11 protein-coding genes and 2 pseudogenes are annotated in these 19,965 nt (G+C 68.4%); 6 read left to right on the top strand and 7 right to left on the bottom strand.

Features of this window, described 5'->3' with window-relative positions; genetic code table 11:
- Window positions 1-71: 71 nt before the first annotated feature.
- From ABT112_RS25210 to ABT112_RS25200, 3 genes are all read left to right on the top strand, one after another.
- Window positions 72-4,160, top strand: coding sequence for a LamG-like jellyroll fold domain-containing protein (locus tag ABT112_RS25210; protein WP_351513249.1), 4,089 nt, complete (start codon window positions 72-74; stop codon window positions 4,158-4,160).
- A 144-nt stretch (window positions 4,161-4,304) separates the two neighbouring features.
- On the top strand, window positions 4,305-11,159 hold the full coding sequence (locus ABT112_RS25205) for a polymorphic toxin-type HINT domain-containing protein (RefSeq protein WP_351513247.1): 6,855 nt from the start codon (window positions 4,305-4,307) through the stop codon (window positions 11,157-11,159).
- Between the two features lie 17 nt (window positions 11,160-11,176).
- Complete coding sequence (locus ABT112_RS25200; protein WP_351513204.1) at window positions 11,177-11,791, top strand: hypothetical protein; 615 nt, start codon at window positions 11,177-11,179, stop codon at window positions 11,789-11,791.
- A gap of 141 nt (window positions 11,792-11,932) precedes the next feature.
- Here the strand turns inward: ABT112_RS25200 and ABT112_RS25195 are convergent.
- Together ABT112_RS25195 and ABT112_RS25190 are read right to left on the bottom strand one after the other, a co-directional pair.
- Window positions 11,933-12,436 (bottom strand): annotated as a pseudogene (locus tag ABT112_RS25195) (tyrosine-type recombinase/integrase); the annotation flags it as partial.
- 28 nt (window positions 12,437-12,464) lie between these two features.
- Window positions 12,465-14,345 carry a phospholipid carrier-dependent glycosyltransferase gene (locus ABT112_RS25190; RefSeq protein WP_502975437.1) on the bottom strand — a complete coding sequence of 627 codons (1,881 nt, stop codon included), beginning with the start codon at window positions 14,343-14,345 and terminating at the stop codon, window positions 12,465-12,467.
- Between the two features lie 380 nt (window positions 14,346-14,725).
- Between ABT112_RS25190 and ppk2 the strand changes: the two genes are divergently transcribed.
- On the top strand, window positions 14,726-15,511 hold the full coding sequence (gene ppk2, locus ABT112_RS25185) for a polyphosphate kinase 2 (RefSeq protein WP_351513202.1): 786 nt from the start codon (window positions 14,726-14,728) through the stop codon (window positions 15,509-15,511).
- A 52-nt stretch (window positions 15,512-15,563) separates the two neighbouring features.
- Here the strand turns inward: ppk2 and ABT112_RS25180 are convergent, their stop codons facing one another.
- From ABT112_RS25180 to ABT112_RS25165, 4 genes and pseudogenes are all read right to left on the bottom strand, one after another.
- Window positions 15,564-16,232 carry a DUF998 domain-containing protein gene (locus ABT112_RS25180; protein WP_351513201.1) on the bottom strand — a complete coding sequence of 223 codons (669 nt, stop codon included), beginning with the start codon at window positions 16,230-16,232 and terminating at the stop codon, window positions 15,564-15,566.
- A gap of 247 nt (window positions 16,233-16,479) precedes the next feature.
- The gene (locus ABT112_RS25175) at window positions 16,480-16,902 is read right to left on the bottom strand and encodes a DUF2000 domain-containing protein (RefSeq protein ID WP_351513199.1); all 423 of its coding nucleotides are present in this window, start codon (window positions 16,900-16,902) and stop codon (window positions 16,480-16,482) included.
- A 536-nt stretch (window positions 16,903-17,438) separates the two neighbouring features.
- Window positions 17,439-17,867 (bottom strand): PPOX class F420-dependent oxidoreductase, encoded by a 429-nt coding sequence (locus ABT112_RS25170; protein WP_351513197.1) that lies wholly within the window; start codon window positions 17,865-17,867, stop codon window positions 17,439-17,441.
- Window positions 17,868-17,991: 124 nt separating this feature from the next.
- Window positions 17,992-18,524, bottom strand: a pseudogene (locus ABT112_RS25165) (PadR family transcriptional regulator).
- A 285-nt stretch (window positions 18,525-18,809) separates the two neighbouring features.
- On the opposite strand from ABT112_RS25165, the gene ABT112_RS25160 reads away from it, so the two are divergent.
- Both ABT112_RS25160 and ABT112_RS25155 read left to right on the top strand, forming a co-directional pair.
- Entirely contained in the window at window positions 18,810-19,646 is an 837-nt protein-coding gene (locus ABT112_RS25160) for a helix-turn-helix domain-containing protein (protein ID WP_502975436.1), read from the top strand.
- Complete coding sequence (locus ABT112_RS25155; protein ID WP_351513193.1) at window positions 19,643-19,846, top strand: DUF397 domain-containing protein; 204 nt, start codon at window positions 19,643-19,645, stop codon at window positions 19,844-19,846. The genes ABT112_RS25160 and ABT112_RS25155 overlap by 4 nt, the downstream gene beginning before the upstream one ends.
- Here the strand turns inward: ABT112_RS25155 and ABT112_RS25150 are convergent.
- A partial coding sequence (locus ABT112_RS25150) for a hypothetical protein (protein WP_351513256.1) occupies window positions 19,753-19,965 on the bottom strand: 213 nt, incomplete at its 5' end. The two genes, ABT112_RS25155 and ABT112_RS25150, sit on opposite strands and share 94 nt — an antisense overlap.

The following is a 19,965-nucleotide window of genomic DNA, read 5'->3' as shown; positions in this document are numbered from 1 at the left end:
AGACGGCCGCTGACGAAGAGCAGGCGCGGGCTCTCGCCGAGCGGGACGGTGAGGCTGTGGAGATCGCCTCCATGCGCGGGGAGAGCAGTGAGGTCTTCGCCACTCCTGACGGGAAGCTGGAGGCCAGAGAGCACTTACGGCCGGTACGGACCCGCGTCGACGGTAAGTGGAGGCCGATCGATACTGCCCTGGCCACCACCGATGGCGGGATGGTGGCCCCGAAGGCCGCGACGGTTGATCTGGCGTTCTCCGGTGGTGGCGACGAGCCCTTGGTCCGCATGACGAAGGCAGGGCGCAAGCTGGCGCTGTCCTGGCCCACCGCGTTGCCGGCTCCTCTGCTCCAGGGGGACACCGCCACGTATCGGGATGTGTTGCCGGGTGTGGATCTGCGGATGGGAGCGCAGGAGGACGGCTTCACACAGCTGTTGGTGGTGAAGTCGGCAGAGGCGGCCTCCAGCAAAGCGCTGGCGGAGTTACGGCTGAAGCTCGACGCCGAGGGACTCAACGTCCGCAAGGTCGATTCCGGTGGCGTCGAGGCGAAGGACAAGGGCGCCGGCGGGACCGTGTTCGAGGCGCCGCAGCCGGTGATGTGGGACTCCAGCCCAGGAGCTGCCGCACTGGAACGCACGGACAAGCGTGACTCGAAGGCTCGGCCGGCTGACCGGGAGCCCATGAAGGCCTCGGACCGTGGTGTTGCCGGGGCCCAGGACGAGGAGCCCGGGGCGGGCGAGTCGGGCAAGCTGGCCCCTGTCGGGGTCGAAGTCCCCAGCACGCAGAACGAGATGGTGCTCAGGCCCGACGCCGGTGTGCTGAAGGGGAAGGACACCGTCTACCCGGTGTTCATCGATCCGCAGTGGTATTCGCCGAAGGCGACGGCGTGGACGATGGCGTCGAAGTACTGGGCCTCCTCGCCGCAGTGGAAGTTCAACGGGGACTCCGACGGCGGCATGGGGTACTGCGGTTGGTACTACTGCAAGCCCGACGACACCAAACGGCTCTTCTACCAGGTGCCGACATCGAGGTTCGCGGGAAAGTCCGTGCTGTCCGCGGAGTTCGTGGTGCGGAACACCTGGTCGGCCTCGTGCGGCGCACGTGGTGTGCAGCTGTGGCGTACGAAGGGGATCTCGTCGTCCACCACCTGGAACTCGCAGAACTCCTCGGATTTCTGGGTCGATCACCTGACCACGGAGTCGTTCGCCCACGGTTTCAACGGGTGTTCTGCGAAGGACGCGGAGTTCTCGGTGAAGTCTGCGGTTCAGCATGCCGCCAATAAGAAGTGGCCGACGATGACGTTCGGCCTCAGGGCGTCGAGCGAGAGCGACCGCTACGGCTGGAAGCGCTTCTCCGACGATGCGTTTCTGCGGGTGAAGTACAACCGTCCGCCGGGCCAGGTCAGGATGTCGCAGCTGACCATGGAGTACGGAGGCACCTGCAAGAAGCCCGGAGACGCGCCGCGTGTGCGGACCCTGGGCAAGATCTACGCGAACAACATCACCGACCCCGACGGCGACAGGGTCGCGGTCCAGTTCCAGGCCGCCTGGGACACCGGTGACGGCAAGGGCGCCGTCGCCCGGTGGAAGCCGGATCCGACGTCGTTGAAGAAGTCGGGATCGGACTTCGCGGTGCCCCTGCCGTCCTCGATCCCGGCGAACAGAGTCGTCGACTGGTACGTCCGGTCCTACGACGGTGCCCAGTACTCCCCGTGGTCCACCGCGGGGGATGCGACCGGCTGCTACTTCGTTCGCGACACCTCGGTGCCCAAGGCACCCGCGGTGGGCTCCGGGGAGTACCCGTCGTCCGACCCTGACGACCCCGACGATCCTTGGCTCGACGGTGTGGGGCAGTACGGCACTTTCACCTTCGACTCCTCCTCGCCCGATGTGACCAGGTACCGATGGGGGGTCAATGGCGACCCGGTGTCGGCGAACCAGACATCGACATCCGGGGGAGCCTCCAGGGCGGTCAAGCTTCTTCCGGCGAAACCGGGGCTGAACTTCGTCACGGCGCAAGCGTTCGACCAGGCGGGCAACGGATCGGAAATCCGCACCTACCAGTTCAGGGTGAAGGCCGGCCAGCCCGAGCGCGCCACCTGGCAACTGGACGAGCCGGCCGGCGCGACGCGGTCCGAGGGATCCACACCACCACGCTCGCTCGCCCTGCACGGCGGCGCCGAGACCGGGGCAGAAGGCGTGGCGGGTAAGGGTCTCTCCTTGAACGGCACGGACGGCTACGCCTCCACCGACCTGTCCGTGGTGGACAACACCCGGGGGTTCTCCGTCTCCGCCTGGGTGAGGCTCGCGCAGGTGCCGGACCGCACGGCGATGGTGGCCTCGCAGATCGGCAACGAGAACGCCGGCTTCGAGCTGTACTACTCGGCCTCCTACAAGCGCTGGGTGTTCAACACCTTCGCTGACGACAAGCCCGGTGCCACGGTGGTGCGCGCGATGGCTGCTGCGCCCGGTGGGGTGCGGGCTGGGGAGTGGACCCATCTCGTCGGCACGTACGACGGGGCGGACGGCAAGCTGCAGCTCTTCGTCGACGACAAGCTGGTGGGCTCCGCCTCCCACACCATCGGCTGGAACGCCCGCAGGGGACTGCAGATCGGCGCGGGCGCCTCCCAGGGGAAGCCGGAGGACTTCTTCCCCGGCACCATCGACGAGACGCAGATCTTCGACAAGCCGGTCACGCAGGACGAGGTCGACAAGCTGTATGCCCGGCAGGCCGTGGGCGACCCCGGCCGCCCGGCCGTGACCGTCTTCCACCTTGATGAAGAGCCCGGCGCCACCGACGTCAAGGGCTACGGTGGAGTGATCCCGGCGACGTACGCGGGCGGCGTGACCACCGGGATCCCCGGGGCGGCGGGCAAGGCGGCGCACTTCAACGGCAGTGACGGTTTCGCGAGAGTCGGCCAGGAGCGGGCCCCGCACATCAATTCCTCCCGCAGCTTCACCGTCTCGGCGTGGGCCAAGCTCGACCGGAGGCCGGACGATACCGCGGTGATCACGGCCCAGAGCGGTGAGCACGCGCCAGGCTTCGAGCTGTACTACTCCAAGACGTACGACAGGTGGGCCGTCAACCAGTACTCCGCCGACACCACGAACGCGAACCCCATCCGCGCGATGCAGCCGGACGGTACCCAGGCGCGTGCGGGGGAGTGGGTGCACCTGACCGGCGTGCACGACACCGTTGCCGACACGCTCACCCTCTACGTCAACGGCGCGAAGGCGGGGGCCACCCGTCTGGCCGGGGCGTTCTACGCGGACCGAGCCATGTACATCGGCGCGAGCTCCTACGACGGAAACGTCGGCAACCACTTCCCGGGCACCATCGACGATATCCGGCTCTTCGACCGTCCGGTCTCGGCAGGTGAGGTGCAGCAGCTCTTCAGACAGCGCGCACTGGTCAAGGGGCGCTGGACGTTCGAGAAGGCGTCCGGCACGCCGCTCACCACCCCGGACGCGTCAGCGTCGGGCAACGCCATGACACTCCACAGCGGAGCCAGGATCGGACCGGGCTGGGTCGACGGCGGCGCGGTGCTCGATGGCGTCGACGACTACGCCATGACCTCCACCGTGCCGGTGGATACGAGCGCGAGCTTCACCGTCACCGCGTGGGCGCAAGCGGCGGCCGTGCCGAAGAACGGTGTGACGCTGCTCAGCGCGCCCGGAGCACAGCAGAACGCCTTCGCGGTGCGGTACGCGCCGAGTGCGACCCCGGAAACGGATCCGGGACAGTGGCGGCTCTCCATGGCTGGTGCGGACACGAAGGACGCCCCGGTCACGCAGGTCGACAACGGCCAGTTCCACGGCCCCACCGACTGGACACATCTGGCGCTGGTCTACGACGGGTTCGACAAGGAACTCAAGCTCTACGTCAACGGAGAGCTGGAAGAGGTGGCGTGCGGGGACACCGATGAGGACGGTGCCCCGGACGACGCTGCCTGCGCCGACCGGGTCTCCACGGCGGAGAACGTGCTGTCCTTCAAGGGCACACAGCCCCTGCAACTGGGCCGGCTCAAGGCCGGCTCCTCCTGGGGCGAGTTCTGGCCGGGTGCCGTCTCGGACGTCTGGGCCTTCCAAGGAGCGCTGACGGACCCGCAGGTCTCCCAGTTGGCGGCGGGGATGCCCGGCATGCCCACGGATGTGCCGGGCGGCAGCTGATCTACGTGGCGGGCGCCTGAATGATCTCCGGCTGCCCGGCCACCGGCACCTCCCCAGGAGTGGCTTTCTCTTCACCCCGCGGCGTTCGCGTCCGGTGGTGCACACAGTGAGGGATGAAGGACAGGGATGAACGGCAGATCGAGCATGCGGGGTCGAGTGCTGCGTCCTCGTGTCGCGTTGGCCTCGGCCGTGGTCATGGTGGCGACTCTGCTGCAGGCGGTGGCACAGCCCGCTGCCGTAGCGGACGACGGAAAGGGACGGCCGGCCCGTCCCCGGGCCGAGCAGCCGGTTTCCGGCGCCATCGGCAAGGTCAAGCCACGCACGGTCATGAAGGGGCCCCGCACTCCACGGGCCGCGCCTCGGGCCAGTTGGCCGAAGGCGGCGTCAGCGGTCGTGACGTTGCCCGCATCCGGCGCGAAGGCCGGAGCGGCACCGAAGCCGGTGCGCGGCCTGCCGCTGGCCCTGGACGCAGTAGTCAGGCACGGCAAGGGTGCCCGCGGTGAAGTCACGGCCCGAGTGCTGGGCCGTGAGGAAGCGAAGAAGGCCGGGGTCGACGGGCCGCTGTTCAGCTTGCAGCCCGACATGGGGCGGAGCGGCAAGAAGAACGCCACGGTGGGCCGGGTAAGGGCCCGAGTCGACTATGCGTCCTTCGCCGGGGCCTACGGGGGTGGTTACGCGTCCCGGTTGACCTTGGTCGAGCTGCCGGCTTGCGTGCTGACCTCGCCGGCCAAACGGTCATGCCGTACGCCCGAGCCTGTTGAGGTCGTCAACGACACCGAGAAGCGGACCCTCACCGCCCCCGACCTGTCATTGCGCACCGGTGAACCGACGGTGCTGGCAGCCGTGGCGGAAGGGAAGGGCGACAAGGGGAACTTCAAGGCCACCTCGCTGTCGCCTTCCGCGACATGGGACACCAACCTGAACACCGGCGACTTCACCTGGTCGTACGGCATGCCGGTGCCGGATGTGCCAGGTGGACTGACACCGAGCGTGGGCTTGTCCTACTCCTCGGGCGCGGTCGACGGCCGTTCCGCGAACACCAACAACCAGTCCTCCTGGGTGGGCGACGGCTTCGACCTGTGGCCCGGCCACATCGAGCGCAGTTACAAATCGTGCGCGGACGACGGGGTGAAGCACGCGGACGGTGGCAAGCCGGGAGACCTGTGCTGGTCCTACGACAACGCGTTCATCTCCTTCAATGGCAAGGGCGGGGAGCTGGTGCCCAGCGGCGCCGACTCCTGGAAGCTGAAGAGCGATGACGGCACGAAGATCGACCGCCTCTACGGTTCGGCCGACAACGTGCGCGGCAACGGTGCCAGGAAGGACGAGTACTGGCGGGTCACCACACCCGACGGAGTCCGCTACTACTTCGGCTACAACCGACTGCCGGGCTGGACCGAGGGCAAGGAGACCACCGATTCGGCATGGACGGTACCGGTGTTCGGCAACGGTGCCGACGAGCCCTGTCACGGTGCGACCTTCGCCGAATCGTGGTGTCAGCAGGCGTGGCGATGGAACCTGGACTACGTCGTGGATCCTCACGGCAACGCCATCACCTACTACTACGACAAGGAAGCGAACTCCTACGGCCGTAACCTCAAGGCCAAGGACAACACCCGCTATGTCCGCGGGGGTGACCTGGACCGCATCGAATACGGCCTGAAGTCGTCCTCGGTATACGGCACCAAGGCGCTGGCGAAGGTCGACTTCACGAGTGGGGAGCGCTGCCTGCCCGATGCGCAGACCGACTGTGCATCCATCAGCAAGGACGCCTTCTACTGGTACGACACCCCCTGGGATTTGAACTGCACGGCGGACGAGGACTGCGACGACGGTCGGCTCTCTCCGGTGTTCTTCACCCGCAAGCGTCTGACCCGGGTCACCACACAGGCCCTCGACGGCGGCGCCTATCAGGACGTCGACAGCTGGGCTTTCGGCCACCGCTGGGGCAAGGCCGACACCGACTACCAGCTGGAACTGGAGTCCGTTCAGCGCACCGGCCGCAGCCAGAAACCGGACATCACGCTGCCGAAGACCACCTTCGCCTACACCCAGCTGGCCAACCGCCTGGACAAGACCGGCGACGGTTATGCACCGTTCATCAAGGACCGCCTGTCCACGGTCGCCGACGAATCCGGCGGACAGATCGACGTCAACTACAGCGCCGAGGCCTGCGACTGGGGCACCCTCCCGACCCCGCAGACGAACACCACCCGCTGTTTCCCGCAGTTCATCGGCGGCAGCGCGAGCGACGACCCCGAGCGGCAGTGGTTCAACAAGTATGTGGTCGACTCCGTGACCACGACCGACCGCACCGGTGGAGCGCCCGATCAGGTCACTGCCTACGACTACAAGGGCGGCGCGGCCTGGCACTACGACGATGACGACGGACTCACGAAGGAGAAGTTCAAGACCTGGTCGCAGTGGCGCGGCTACGGGCACGTCCGGGTACAGACGGGTGGCCAGGGCGGGGCGGCCGCCATGAAGTCGCAGCAGGACACCTACTTCCTGCGCGGCATGGACGGCGACCGCAAGGACACCGGAGGCGGCACCAAGAGTGTCACCGTCGCGCTCGGCGACGACGAAGGCGACCCGCTCACCGACCACGAGTCGGCGGCCGGCTTCGCCTACAAGACAGTCAGCTACTCCGGACCCGGCGGCAAGACCCTGGCCAAGACGGTGAACCGCCCCTGGCGCCACGAGACCGCGAAAAAGGTTCGCGACTGGGGCACGGTCACAGCCAACCTCACCGGAACCGGTCACACCAAGACGTTCACCTCGCTGGACGACGGCGCCGGATCCAGATGGCGGACCACCTCAACAGCGACCAGCTTCGACACGGTGGCCGGGCGGGTCAAACAGGTCGACGACTTCGGAGACAACGACACCGCTGCGGACAACATCTGCACCCGTTCCACCTACGCCACCAACACCGACAAGAACATCCTCACCCTCCCTTCCCGGGTGGAAGCCGTCGCCACAGCGTGTGACGCGACCGCTGCCCGACCGGACGACGTCATCTCCGACGCGCGCACCTCCTACGACGGCGGCGGCTACGGGGACGCTCCCGCGACCGGCGACGCCACTGCAACCGCGCTGCTGAAGAAATATGACGGAACCACCGCCGCTTATACGGAGTCCGGTTCCACCTACGACTCCTACGGACGGGTGCTCACCAGCACCGACCTGACGGCCGACGTCACCGTCACCGCATCCGGAGCGCTCAAGCGCACCGCCCGGACCGACGGCCGCACGACCACGACCGCCTATACGCCCGCCACAGGGTTTCCCACCAGCGCCAAGGTGACCTCTCCGCCCGCAAAGAGCGGCGATGGGGCCACCGCACAGACCACGACCACCACGCGTGACGTGCGGCGCGGCTTGCCGTTGACCCAGACCGACACCAACGGCAAGGTCACCCACTACGCCTACGACGCCCTGGGACGCTCCACCAAGGTGTGGCTGGCCGACCGGCTCACAGGACAGACCCCCACGTACGAGTTCACCTACGCTGTCACCGACCGGCAACCGGTGGCGGTGGGCACCAAGACGCTGGGGAACAACGGCACCCAGCAGACCTCCTACACCCTCTATGACGGACTGCTACGGGAACGGCAGACGCAAGCTCCCGGACCGGGCGGCGGACGGCTGCTGACCGATGCCTTCTACGACGAACGCGGTTTGAAGAAAAAGGACTTCGCCGCCTACTACGCCGACGGCAAGCCGAGCGGCACTCTGTTCAAACCCGAAGACGCGCTGAGCCTCGAGACGCAGAACCGCTACAGCTACGACGGCCTGGGCCGGCAGACCGAGTCACGGCAGCTTGCCGGAAACGGCGACGGCGGTACGGTGCTGGGCGTCACCAAGACCATCCACAGCGGCGACCGCACTACGGTCATCCCACCCGTCGGCGGCACAGCCACAACGACGCTCACCGACGCCCGCGGCAAGACCACCGAACTGCGCCAGCTCCACCAGCGCACAGCCGATGCCGCCTTCGACACCACCACCTACGCCTACACTCCGCGCGGCGAACTGAAGTCGGTCACCGATCCCGCCAGGAACATCTGGCGATACAGCTATGACCTGCTCGGCCAGCTCACCGAGGCAAAGGACCCCGACAAGGGAACCACCAGCAGCGCCTACGACGACCGAGGCCAGCTGACTTCCACCACCGACGGGCGCAAGACCACCCTCGCCTACGTCTACGACGGCCTCGGCCGACGTACCGAGCTGCACAAGGACTCGCCGAGTGGTGAGCTGCGTGCGAAGTGGGTGTACGACACGATCAGCGGGGCCAAGGGGCAGCTGGCCGAGTCCACCCGCTACAAGGGCGGCCAGGCATACACCTCCAAGGTGGTGGCCTACGACCGCCTCTACCGTGCGCTTCGCTCCTCGGTCACCATCCCCGCCTCCGAGGGCGCACTCCAGGGCACCTATCTCTCGGCGACCGGCTACAAGGTCTTCGACGCTGTGGAAAGCGTCGGCTACCCCAAGGCAGGATCCCTGCCGGCGGCAAGCATGGCCTACACCTACGAAGACGCGACCCTGCGCCCCGTCGCCGTCGACGGCAGCCAGGGAGTGAAGTCCAGCACCCTGTACAGCCTCACCGGCAAACCGCAGCAGTACGAACTCTCCAGCGGCGGCGGCAAGAAGACCTGGGCCACCAACACCTACGAATGGGGCACGCAGCGTCTGGCCACGGCGCGGGTGGACCGTCAGGACGTGGCGGGCGTCGACCAGCACAGCACCTACCGCTACGACGAGATGGGCAATGTGTTGTCGATAGCGGACGGATCCCGCTCCGGCATCGACAACCAGTGCTTCACCTACGACTATCTGCGGCGCCTGACCGAAGCGTGGACTCAAGGCAGCAAGGAGTGCGCCAGCACCCCGAGCGGCGGTGTACTGGGCGGTCCGGCCGCCTACTGGTCCTCCTACACATACGACAAGGTCGGCAACCGCAGCACCGAGACCCTCCACGACCCCTCGGGCGATCCCGCCAAGAACACCAAACGCACCTATGGCTATCCCGCCCCCGGCAGCCCCCAGCCGCATACGCTGACCTCGGTCAAGGCCACGGGGCCGAGTGGAACCGCCGAGGACACCTTCGGTTACGACGAGAGTGGCAACACCACTACCCGGAGGCTGGCCGGCGACACCCAGTCCCTCCAGTGGGACGCCGAGGGGCGCCTGTCGAAGGTGACCGAACCGGTCGAGGGCGGAGCCGACAAGGTCACCGAGTACCTCTACGACGCCGACGGCAACCGACTCATCGGCCGCACCCCCACCGAAACCACCCTCTACCTGGGCGCCACCGAGATCACGCTGCCCAAGGGTTCGTCCACACCGAAAGCCACCCGCTACATCGATCTCGGCGGCGGCCACCAGGCCGTGCAGCAGGACGACGGCAGCGTCTCCATCACGCTCGCTGACCACCACGGCACCGGACAACTCGCCGTCGACGCCGCCTCCCAGAAGCTCACTCAGCGCCGCACCCTCCCCTTCGGTGAACTCCGCGGCGAGGAGCCGAAGGCCTGGCCGGGCACCAAGGGCTTCGTGGGAGGGACCGACGACACCAAGGCCACCGGCCTCACCCACCTGGGCGCACGGGAATACGACCCCACCACCGGCCGCTTCCTGTCCGTCGACTCGGTCATGGACCTGACCGACCCCCAGCAGATCAACGGCTACGCCTACGCCAACAACAACCCGGTCACCGGCTCCGATCCCACCGGGTTCTTCTGCGACGGCTGCAGCGCCGACGGCGACAACAACAGATGGACCGCGAGTCACGGCCCCGGCTGCACCACGGAGGGCTGCTACGGGACGGGCGGCCGCTTCCTCTACCCGGTGTCCCACTCCCCGTCCCGATCCTGGCCCGGCAGCGGCAGCGGCAGGTCCTACCGTCCCGGGCGGACGATCAACATCACGCAGAAGAAGGGGGAGCTATGGCTGGAGGGCATCAGGATCCCGACCGCCCGCGAACTGGCGATTCGCTTCCCCGGGTACGAAAGCAAGGAGCAGCTCCAGAGATGGGCACAGGGGAAGTGCGACTCGGGGGTGCATGGGCCCAAGGGCTTCTGCTCCGCCGCCGAGGCGATCGGGCTGGTGAGCTACGAGCAGAGCGCGTTCGCGAAGGCGGTCACCAGCCTGGTTGTCCCGGACGTCGACGCGTGGAAGAGCTGTCTCAGTGGGAAGAGCGCCAAGGCGTGTGGGACAGCTGCCCTTGACTTACCGTGGGCCCGCGTATTCAAGGGCCTCAAGCTCCTGAAAGCCTGTAACAGTTTCACCCCGGGCACCGGGGTGCTGATGGCCGACGGCACGACGAAACCCATCGAGGACGTCGAGATCGGTGACAAGGTCATCGCCACCGACCCCAAGACCGGCAAGACCACCATCAAGACGGTCACTGCCGAGATCAAGGGCAAGGGTCTCAAACACCTCGTGAGACTCACCCTTGACCTTGACGGAGACAAGGGCAGCAAGACCGCCTCAGTCACGGCGACCGACGGGCACCCCTTCTGGCTCCCCGAAATCCACTCCTGGATCGACGCCAGCGATCTCCGCACCGGCCAGTGGCTCCGCACGTCGGCGGGGACCCGGGTTCAGATCACGGCGGTCAAGAAATGGGCACAGCAGGCCGCGGTCCGCAACCTCACCGTGTCCGACGTCCACACGTACTATGTGCTGGCGGGGGCCACACCGGTACTCGTTCACAACAGCAACTGTCCGACCGCGTCAAAATATGAGGACATCACTAGTCCTGGCGCTCGCATGCTGAACAAATCGACGGACGTCGGTCCCGTGAAGTTCGGAAAGAACCTTGAGGCCAACGGGTGGGCTCGCACTGACAAGGGCCCGAACATCATGTACGAGAAGGATGGGGCGAGGTATTTCCTTCGCGGGAAGGCGAACAGTCACGAGGGGTGGACCGCTGACTACTACAATCCGGGGTCAAAGAAGGCCGACATCAAGATCAGGCTGGGTGAGGACTAATGGCAGAGGCGGATTCGATGGTGATCGATCGCAACGGCTATCTGGATATTCGCTCCCGTAGCGCAGCCACCTTCGATCTTGATGCCAGACTGCCTGGCCAGGTCTTCAAAGAGGGGGCGGAGGACTCGCTGTTCTGTGAGTTCGATGTGGTCCTCACCCCGGAATTCTGGCGGGCGCTCTGCGCGATGGCCCGGTGGCATGGTGACAGGCACGTCGAACTGCTGGTTCTTGAGCCGGACTGCGACGCGTTCTACCTCCCGGAGTATCGGATTTACCCAGCGTTGTCGTTGTCCGTCGAGGCCGACGTGGACGACTACTGGGCGGCGATCGGTCACGAGCCGGACGGCGACATCATGGGGTCGATCGCGATCTCTGCGAACGTCATCGCTGTGACTGGACCTTCCGGAAGGTGGGGGTGTTGGGGCGAAAGGGATCCCGAGGTTGCAGTCTTCCGGGGTTTTCCGAACGTGGCCGCACGGAATAAATGGCGCACGCAGTTCGGGCCCTTCCTGGAGGTGTCAGGCGCACTGGAGTCGTATCTCCCGCTGACTTTCGCGGGGCGGACCGTTCCGGACGAGTACGCCGTAACTCTGACCGCCAACTACGGACCTCCGAGCGGTAGACGGCCGTAACGTCACGGAGCGGCCCGCCGGAGTCGATCCGGCCCAGGTGCTGAGCCCCGTACAGCAGTACGTTTGCGCAAATCTGAAGCCCCGCCAGGTACGTCCTGGCGGGGCTTCTGCGATGGGTGACGGCAGTAGTTGACGGCAACGTCAGCGGACGAGGGCGGCGCAGGGCGGCGGTTCGTCGCCGTCGGCACGGACCGTCTTGGCGACCGCCGACCCGTCGAGCGCGGTGCTGAGGGTGTCGATGGCGTCTCGCTGGAGGCGGAGTCGGACGTGGGCGTAGACGGTGGCGGTGACGCCGATGTGGGCGTGGCCGAGGAGTTCCTTGATCACGACGAGTTCGACGCCCTGGTCCAGGAGCAGGGTCGCGGTCGAGTGCCTGAGGTCGTGGAAGCGGATGCGGCGGAGGCCGGCCTTGCGCAGGAGCGTGGTGAAGGCGCGGGTGAGGTTGGTCGGGTCGATCGGACCGCCCTGCGCAGTGGTGAAGACGTGCCCGCTGTGCCGCCACGCGGTGCCTGAGGCCTCCCGCTCGCGCTGCTGCTGCTCACGGTGAACCTTCAGGGACTGGACGCAGCGGGTGGGGAGGGCGATGCGGCGTTCGGAGGCCCGGGTCTTGGTGGGGAGCGTGGTGAGCCCACCGGTGCTGGTGCGCGCCTGATCGAGGCTCGGAAGGACGGCGTCACCTCCGGCGGAAGATGGTGATGGAGTGGCCCACATCGTCGATGGGTTCGCTGCTCTCGATCAGCCGCGCCAGCCGGCCCTCGGCCTTGGCGAGTGAGGAGTCCGACACCACGAGCAGCCCGCGGACCTTGTGCGCGGGGGCCTTGAGCGGGTTGGACGCGTGGATGCCGTAGAAGGACGGCACGCCGCTGCCCTTGTAGACGAGCCAGATCCGCTCGCCCCGGTAGCGGTGCCGGAGGCGGTCGGCCAGCCGTCCCAGGTCCTGGCCCCAGTCGACGTTGGAGTCGTGCAGCTGCCGGTGTGTGCCGGCCGGGCCGCCGAAGGCCTCGTTGGCGTACGGCAGGTAGTACGGGTACGTCCGCAGGGAGCTGACCGCGACGAACAGGGTCAGTGCCGCCGCCGCGCCACGGGCCCACCGGTGTCGTGACGCGCATACGGCCGATGCCGCCACCGCCAGCAGCATCGGCAGGAAGACCGCGTAGCGGACGCCGAGGTCGCGGGAGGAGTGGAGGGCCGCGGCCAGCAGGACGGCCGCGGGGAGGAGCACGTACGGCGCGGCGGGCCGTAGTCGCCGGATGGTCAGCATGGCGATGGACCCGGCGGCCCACAGGGCCAGCATGCCCAGCGGTGTCTTCACCAGCAGCGCGGCCGGCAGGTAGTACCAGAGCGAACCGTCGTAGTGGCGGCCGAACAGGAAGCCGCTCCAGTGCGCGTACTCGAAGCCGAACTGGATGAGCATGCCGTCCCGGTACGGCTCGGGGAACGGCAGCAGCCCGGCGACGAGCCCGCGCAGCCCGCGGATGACGGGCAGGCCCGCCGGGGGTGTCCAGCGCAGCCGCGGGTCGACCACGAGGTAGGCGGCCCACACCACGGCGACCGCGACCAGGGCCACCCCGAGCGCCGCTGCCGCACCGAGCGCGAGTTTCCGTACCGACTCCCGTACCGCCTCCCGTACGGCCTCTCGTCCGGAATCCCCTAGCCCCTCCCGTACGGCCCCTCGTACGCCATGCCGCACGCCCCCGGGCGGCGCTGACGGCGGAGGCTGACCTCCGCGACGCCGCCGGAGGGCGTGCCGGACCGATACGACGGTCAGCACGAGCAGCACCGGCACCGCCGCCAAGGTGCTCATCTTCGTTGCCAGCGCCGCCCCCAGCGCCGCGCCCGCGAGCGCCAGATGGAGCGGGAGCCGGTGCCGGCGCGCCCGCCACAGCGACCACACCGCCGTCAGCAGGAAGCCGGCCGCCGGGACGTCGAGGGTGGCCAGGGAGCCGTGCGCGATGACGTCGGGGGAGAAGGCGTACAGGGCGAGCGCGCACAGTGCGCCCACCGGGCCGGCGAGATCGCGGGCGAAGGCCAGCACGACCAGCCCGAACAGCAGCGTCGTCACGATCACCGGCAGGCGGGCGCGGAGCAGCAGGCGCGGCGGGTCGTTCCCCGACTCGTACAGCAGGTGTCGTCCGAGCTCGGTCTGGTTCCCGGTGAAGCCGGGGTCGAGCCGCGCCTCGCCGAAGGCCAGGCCGGAGGCGATGATCAGTTTGCCCAGCGGGGGATGCTCGGGGTTGTACCGCAGGCTGTGCTGGTGCAGGTAGACCGCGGCGGTGCCCGCGTACACCGGTTCGTCGATGGTCGGCGTCTGTTCCACGGCCGTCGACACCATGGCGACCGCCATCTGGGCCAGCAGGGCGACGACCGCGAGGACGAACAACCGGCGCCGGTGTCGCCGCAGCAGCGGCGGAAGGCTCGTCCACCGCTCCGCCGCCACCAGGCTGGGACCAGAAGGGGCAGGCGGCGCGGGTGGTGTCCCCGGCCTGGTGTGTCCCGGGCTCGCGGCGGGCTCAGGGGTGTCCGGACCGACGACCGTGTGGTGTTCGTGCGTCATCGTCCCCGTACCCCGGTGTGTCCGGCAGCGCCCTGGGTGTCGTCCGGAACGGACGGCACGACCTGTGATACGGACGATCCGTGCGGAATCGTTCAGCGGTGTCCGGCTGCTCTGCGCGTGGGGCCCGGCCGCCGCGCGCGTGGGGCCGGCGGAACGAGCTGCACGAGCGACCTCGGGCGGCTGACGGGCCTGAGGCAGCAGACGGATCAGGATGCGGGTAGACCTCGGGCTGCATCCAGACCTCGGGCTGCATCCAGACCTCAGGATGCAGCCGGACCTCGGGAGGCGGGCCAGTGGGCGAGAAGTCGGGCAGTGACGACCCCGGGCGGCGCCGCGCCCGCGGCGGGGTATCCGGAGCCCCGGGGAGCCCGCCGGCGAAGGTGCCAAGGCCGGTCTACGAGCGCGAGCTGCTCCGGCTGCAGACCGAGCTGGTGATGCTTCAGGAGTGGGTGCGGTCCGAGGGAGCCCGGCTGGTCGTCGTCTTCGAGGGGCGGGACGCGGCCGGGAAGGGCGGCACCATCAAGCGGGTCACCGAGCAGCTCAACCCCCGGGTGGCCCGCATCGTCGCGCTGCCCCGGCCCACGGAGCGGGAGCGGGGGCAGTGGTACTTCCAGCGGTATGTGGAACACCTGCCCGCGGCCGGCGAGATCGTGCTGTTCGACCGCAGCTGGTACAACCGCGCGGGCGTGGAGCACGTCATGGGCTTCTGCACCCCCGAGGAGCACCAGCTCTTCCTGCGGCAGTGCCCCATCTTCGAGCGGATGCTGATCGAGGACGGGATCCTGCTCCGCAAGTACTGGTTCTCGGTGAGCGACAGGGTGCAGGAGGAGCGCTTCCGGCGGCGGCTGAAGGATCCCGCGCGGCGCTGGAAGCTCTCCGCCATGGACCTGGAGTCCATCACCCGGTGGGAGGCGTACTCGCGGGCCAAGGACGACATGTTCGTGCACACCGACATCGCCGAGGCCCCCTGGTACGTCGTGGAGAGCGACGACAAGCGCAGGGCGCGCCTCAACATGATGGCCCACCTGCTGTCGACCGTGCCGTACCGGGCGGTGCCGAGTGCGACGCTGGAACTGCCGGCGCGTCCGCCGTCCACCGGGTATCAGCGCCCGCCGCGCGACCTGCAGACGTATGTCCCGGACCACGCGGCGGGGCTCACGCGCTGACCGCTCCGGGATGCGTTCCGCACGGTGACGGTCACGGTGACGATGACGCGGCTCAGACCTTGGCGACAGCGGCCCGGGCGGACAGCGCGGTGGCGTCCCCACGGCTGCGCCACATGGCTAAGGCCATGACCAGCGTCCAGGCGTCGAGCGTGAACACCGCCACCCGTTCCATGCCACCGAGGCCGATCCCGGGATCCTGCTGTGCGAAGAACAGGCCCGCCGAGACCACCGCGACCGCACCCGCGAACAGGCTCACCGGACGCAGCCGGCCGAAGAAGGAATCCCGGCGGACGAATCCGGCACAGAGCAGCCCGACGTTGCCGACGCCCATGATGAACAAGGCGGCCAGGAGGTGCAGGTTCTCGTCGACGTCCGCGGGGACCAGGCCCACCACGACGAACGCGGCTCCGCCGGTGCCGCACAGGATCCGGGCGGCCCGGGCGACCCCGCCCCGGCCCCAGCAGGCGCCGGTCAGGAGGATGCCGGCCAGCAACAGCGCCCCGTGGACGGCGAAGGACACATTCATCAGGCTGTGCAGCGGCGAGCACACATAGCGCGGACGTGAGGTGTCCCAGATCTGGCAGTGGACGTTCCCCAGATCACTGATGTTGTTGCCGCCCCAGCTGTACGGGGTGCGCCAGGCTGCCGCCACCACCAGTTGCACGACAAGGAACTGCGCGGTCCCCACCACCCACGCGACGGCGCCGATTCTGGTGCTCATGTCGCCCACTCCCTCTGTCCCGGATGGTCCGTCCGTCCCGGATGGTCCGTCTGTTCCGGACCGTCCGTCCGTGCGGAACATCCGTGCCCGTGCGGCCTCTCCGGCCGGCCGGACCCAACTTTCCAGCCGGCGGCAGGCCGCACATCGCTGAGACGAGCGAAGGACGGTCCCTCGTTTTCGGGACCGCGGACCGGGGGCGTGCGGCTCCTTTGGGGGAAGTGGCGAGCAGGGGAGCCGGTACGGGAGGTCAGCGCACCAGGGGCAGGCTGCCGGTCAGGCGGTTGACCAGCTTCTTCGGACCGAAGATTCCCACCGCGGCATACGTCAGCTCCTGCGCGGGCGTGGTGGCCATGCGCTCGCCGTACTCCTCGTAGGTGCGGGAGGACTGGGCCAGGTCACTGAAGCCCACGACCACGACGTCCGGGTCGGACCCTGCCTCACGGTGGATGCGCGAGAGGTCCTCGGCGGTGGACTGGAGAATCGGTACCGGAATGAAGGTGATGCCCAGGTGCACACCGCCATCGGCGTCCTTGACGTCCGTGCCGATCAGTTCGGGCACCTGCTGTCCCAGCGTGAGGGAGGTGACCGAGGCCGCGTTCAGGATCAGACCGGTCGGCAGTGCGCTGTTGACGACGATCACGCACTTGCTGGTGGCGACATCACGATGCATGGCGTTCCTTGCTCTCGGGGTTCGGTGCTCTCGGGTTCGGTGAAGCGTTGCCTGCGGTGGAGCCCGCACCCGGTCCTGGCGCCTCGCCTGCCCGGGAAGCCGACCGAAGACGTCCCCGTACGCCTTAGGTCGTGATGGTGCGTCGCCCGTTTCGGGTGTCGGCCCCGGGGCGTTGCGCGTGTGGGGCGCGTCGGCCCACATCGGAACGGCATGTGAAGGGCACGACCTGGCCCAGCGTTTCCCCTCACGGCGCGGTCCGGTGCGGTCTCCGTGTAGTGATCATGGAAGTCGGCGTGAGCGAGTGCGTCAACGCACGCCCAGCATCTGAGACATGGCCTTCCCCGTGGGGCGCAACTCATCCGGAACACCTGGAAGGGGTGGTAGGCGCCTTCCGCTGCGCACCTTCAATGCCCTTGGTGAATAGGTGAGTTGTTGCTCAGTCGGCGCGGGCGGTCTCGGCCGCACCCCTTCGTCTGTCCCCGGCTCCCGGCCCGCACTTCCGGAGGCCTCCGCGCGTGCGGTGTCGTTCGCTCAGGTCAGTCCGCGATGCCGTGAAAGGCGATGACCCGGTCGATGCGGGCGCGTACCAGCCATTCGCCGGGTACGGAGTTGCGTTCGCCGTATGCCGTGGCGTTCTCCTGCCCCATGTAGCGGCCGCCGATCCGGGTGGCCCAGGTGCGCATCTCGTCCGGGTCGTCGGTGAACTCGGCGGTGCACTCCAGCATGACGTAGCTGTACGGCGTCTGCTGGTCGTCCACGCAGAGCGAGAAACGCGGCTCCCGGCGGAGGGCGGTGTACTTCATCGACTCGTGCCAGGTGGTGAAGACGACACGGACCGGGTCGTCCGAGGCGTCGAGGAGGAACCAGACCGGGGTCACATGGGGGCGGCCGTCCTTGCGGTTCGTCGCCAGCTTCCCGGTGCGGGTTCCGGCGAGGACGAACGCCTGCCACTCGGTGTCGGTCATGGGCTGCACGGTGCCACTCCTCGTTGTGTCGCTGTCGCTGTGGTGCGGTGCGGTGCGGTGCCGGTCGCCGGTGATGGTGCCGGTCGTCGGCGCGGGTCGCCGGTGCCGGTTGTCCGTGCCGGTGTCAGCTCTGCTGCGCCCGGAGCTCGGTCAGTGTGTCGGCCAGCCATGCCCGCTCCGCCCGGGAAGTCGCCCGGGCGATGGTGAGCACCCCGCGGCGGAACGGGTCGTCGACGTCCTCGGCGCGCAGTGGCCGGTCGCCCTCGTAGAAGAAGCTGCTCGGCTCCTCCAGGAACGCGAGACGCCGGCGCAGTACGTCCGCCTGCGCGGCAGGGTCCGGCAGATGGCGGAGGAACGCGAGCAGGGTGAACCAGCGGTTCTCGTCGGTGATGAACGGCTCGTCGGGCTCCCGCAGCGCGTCCTGCAGCGCCCGTTCGCCGTCCTCGGTGAGGCTCAGCACGTGGCGCGGCGCGGCAGCCGCGCCCGGCTTTGACTCGCGCCGGAGCAGCCGGCCCGCTCCATGCGCTTGATGGCCGGGTAGAGCGTGCCGTGGCTGATGACGCGGGCGTGCCCGGTCAGCCGGGCCATACGGGTACGCAACTCGTAGCCGTGCAGGGGCTCTTCGTGAAGGAAGCCCAGGACGGCGAGATCCAACATGCCGGACATGGCGCACAGCGTAGAGCGTCGAAGCGCCATATATCGATTCGACTTATGGCGAGCCCTGGCCGCCGCGGAAGCGGGCAGGGGCGCGCGAGGCGGCGAGTGCGCCTTGTCGTGGGCGGAGGGGATTCCTGTCGGGGCTGTCGGCCGTGTCCGTGCCGGGGGAGCTCGTTGGTCATCGAGGAGGCCATCGAAGGTGGCCATCGAGGGGGCTGCGCGGGGCCTTGGTGCAGGAGCCGCGGGGGCGTGGTCCGACGACACGGGTACGACGGAGGTGCGACGTTGGCCGGTACAGGGCGACCGGAGCAACCGGACGGAGACGGCTCGGGAGCCTTCCTCCGATGCTTCGGCAGGCAGTTGAAACTCTTCCGGGAGCAGGCGGGGCTGACACAGGCCGAACTGGGTGCCCGCCTGGGGTACGGCGAGGACCAGGTCTCGGCGGTCGAGCAGGGCCGGAGAATCCCCAAGCCGTTCCTCATCGACACGGCGGACGAGGTGCTGGCGGCAGGCGGGATCCTGGCGGCGATGAAGGAAGAGGTGGCCCGGACGAGGTACCCGGCCTTCTTCCGCGACGCAGCGCGGCTGGAGGCGGAGGCGGTGGAGCTGCACGTCTACGACACTCACATCGTGAACGGGCTGTTGCAGACGGACGAGTACGCCCGGGCGGTGTTCTCCATGCGGAGGCCGTTGCTGGACGAGGAGATGATCGAGCAGCGGGTGACGGCGCGGCTGGCGCGGCAGGAGGTGATGGACCGGCGTCCTGCGCCCACTCTGAGCTTTGTCGTGGAAGAAGGCGCGCTGCGACGGCCTCTCGGTGGAGCCGCCGTTCTGCGGGGACAGCTCGAAGCCTTGATGCTCCACAGCCAGAAGCGCAATGTGGAGATCCAGGTCATGCCGATGAGCCGGGAGGACAACGCCGGTGTCGACGGACCCTTCACACTGCTGATCCCCAAGGGCGGGGACCAGGTCGCGTACGTGGAGGGGCAGGGGAGGAGCACCACCGTCGCGGGCCGGGACGAAGTCCGTTCCATCGCTTCTCGGTATGGGATCATCCGAGCGCAGGCTCTCCCCCCACGGGAGTCGCTGGGCTTCATCGAGAAGTTGCTGGGAGAGGTATGAACATCGCAGAAGATGCGAGGACCGCTGAACTGGCCTGGTCGAAGAGCAGCTACAGCGGTGGTGAGGGCGGCCAGTGTGTGGAGGTGGCTGCCCGGCCGGGTGCTGTTCATGTGCGGGATTCGAAGGACAGGTCCGGGCCGATGCTGTCGTTTGCCGCGGGTGAGTGGGCGGCGTTCGTGGAGTTCGTCGCGCGGGGCTGAGCTTCGGTGGTGACGTAGCGCCCCGGCTGCCGGTGGGAACCGGCAGCCGGGGCGCCGTCGTTCGCGCTGCCCGCTGCCCGCTGCCCGCTGCCCGCTGCCCGCTGCCCGCTGCCCGCTGC

Source organism: Streptomyces sp. NPDC002055, from assembly GCF_040296705.1.
Lineage (GTDB): Bacteria > Actinomycetota > Actinomycetes > Streptomycetales > Streptomycetaceae > Streptomyces.
Note: the sequence above shows the minus strand (reverse complement) of the source record. Positions and strands in the feature narration are given on the sequence as shown.

Bases quoted from the DNA above. Each gene is read 5' to 3' on its own strand.
- ABT112_RS25155 (WP_351513193.1), top strand. From the start codon at position 19,643: ATGAACATCGCAGAAGATGCGAGGACCGCTGAACTGGCCTGGTCGAAG.
- ABT112_RS25190 (WP_502975437.1), bottom strand. From the start codon at position 14,345: ATGACGCACGAACACCACACGGTCGTCGGTCCGGACACCCCTGAGCCC.
- ABT112_RS25205 (WP_351513247.1), top strand. From the start codon at position 4,305: ATGCGGGGTCGAGTGCTGCGTCCTCGTGTCGCGTTGGCCTCGGCCGTG.
- ABT112_RS25170 (WP_351513197.1), bottom strand. From the start codon at position 17,867: ATGACCGACACCGAGTGGCAGGCGTTCGTCCTCGCCGGAACCCGCACC.
- ABT112_RS25175 (WP_351513199.1), bottom strand. From the start codon at position 16,902: ATGCATCGTGATGTCGCCACCAGCAAGTGCGTGATCGTCGTCAACAGC.
- ABT112_RS25210 (WP_351513249.1), top strand. From the start codon at position 72: ATGCGCGGGGAGAGCAGTGAGGTCTTCGCCACTCCTGACGGGAAGCTG.
- ABT112_RS25180 (WP_351513201.1), bottom strand. From the start codon at position 16,232: ATGAGCACCAGAATCGGCGCCGTCGCGTGGGTGGTGGGGACCGCGCAG.
- ABT112_RS25200 (WP_351513204.1), top strand. From the start codon at position 11,177: ATGGTGATCGATCGCAACGGCTATCTGGATATTCGCTCCCGTAGCGCA.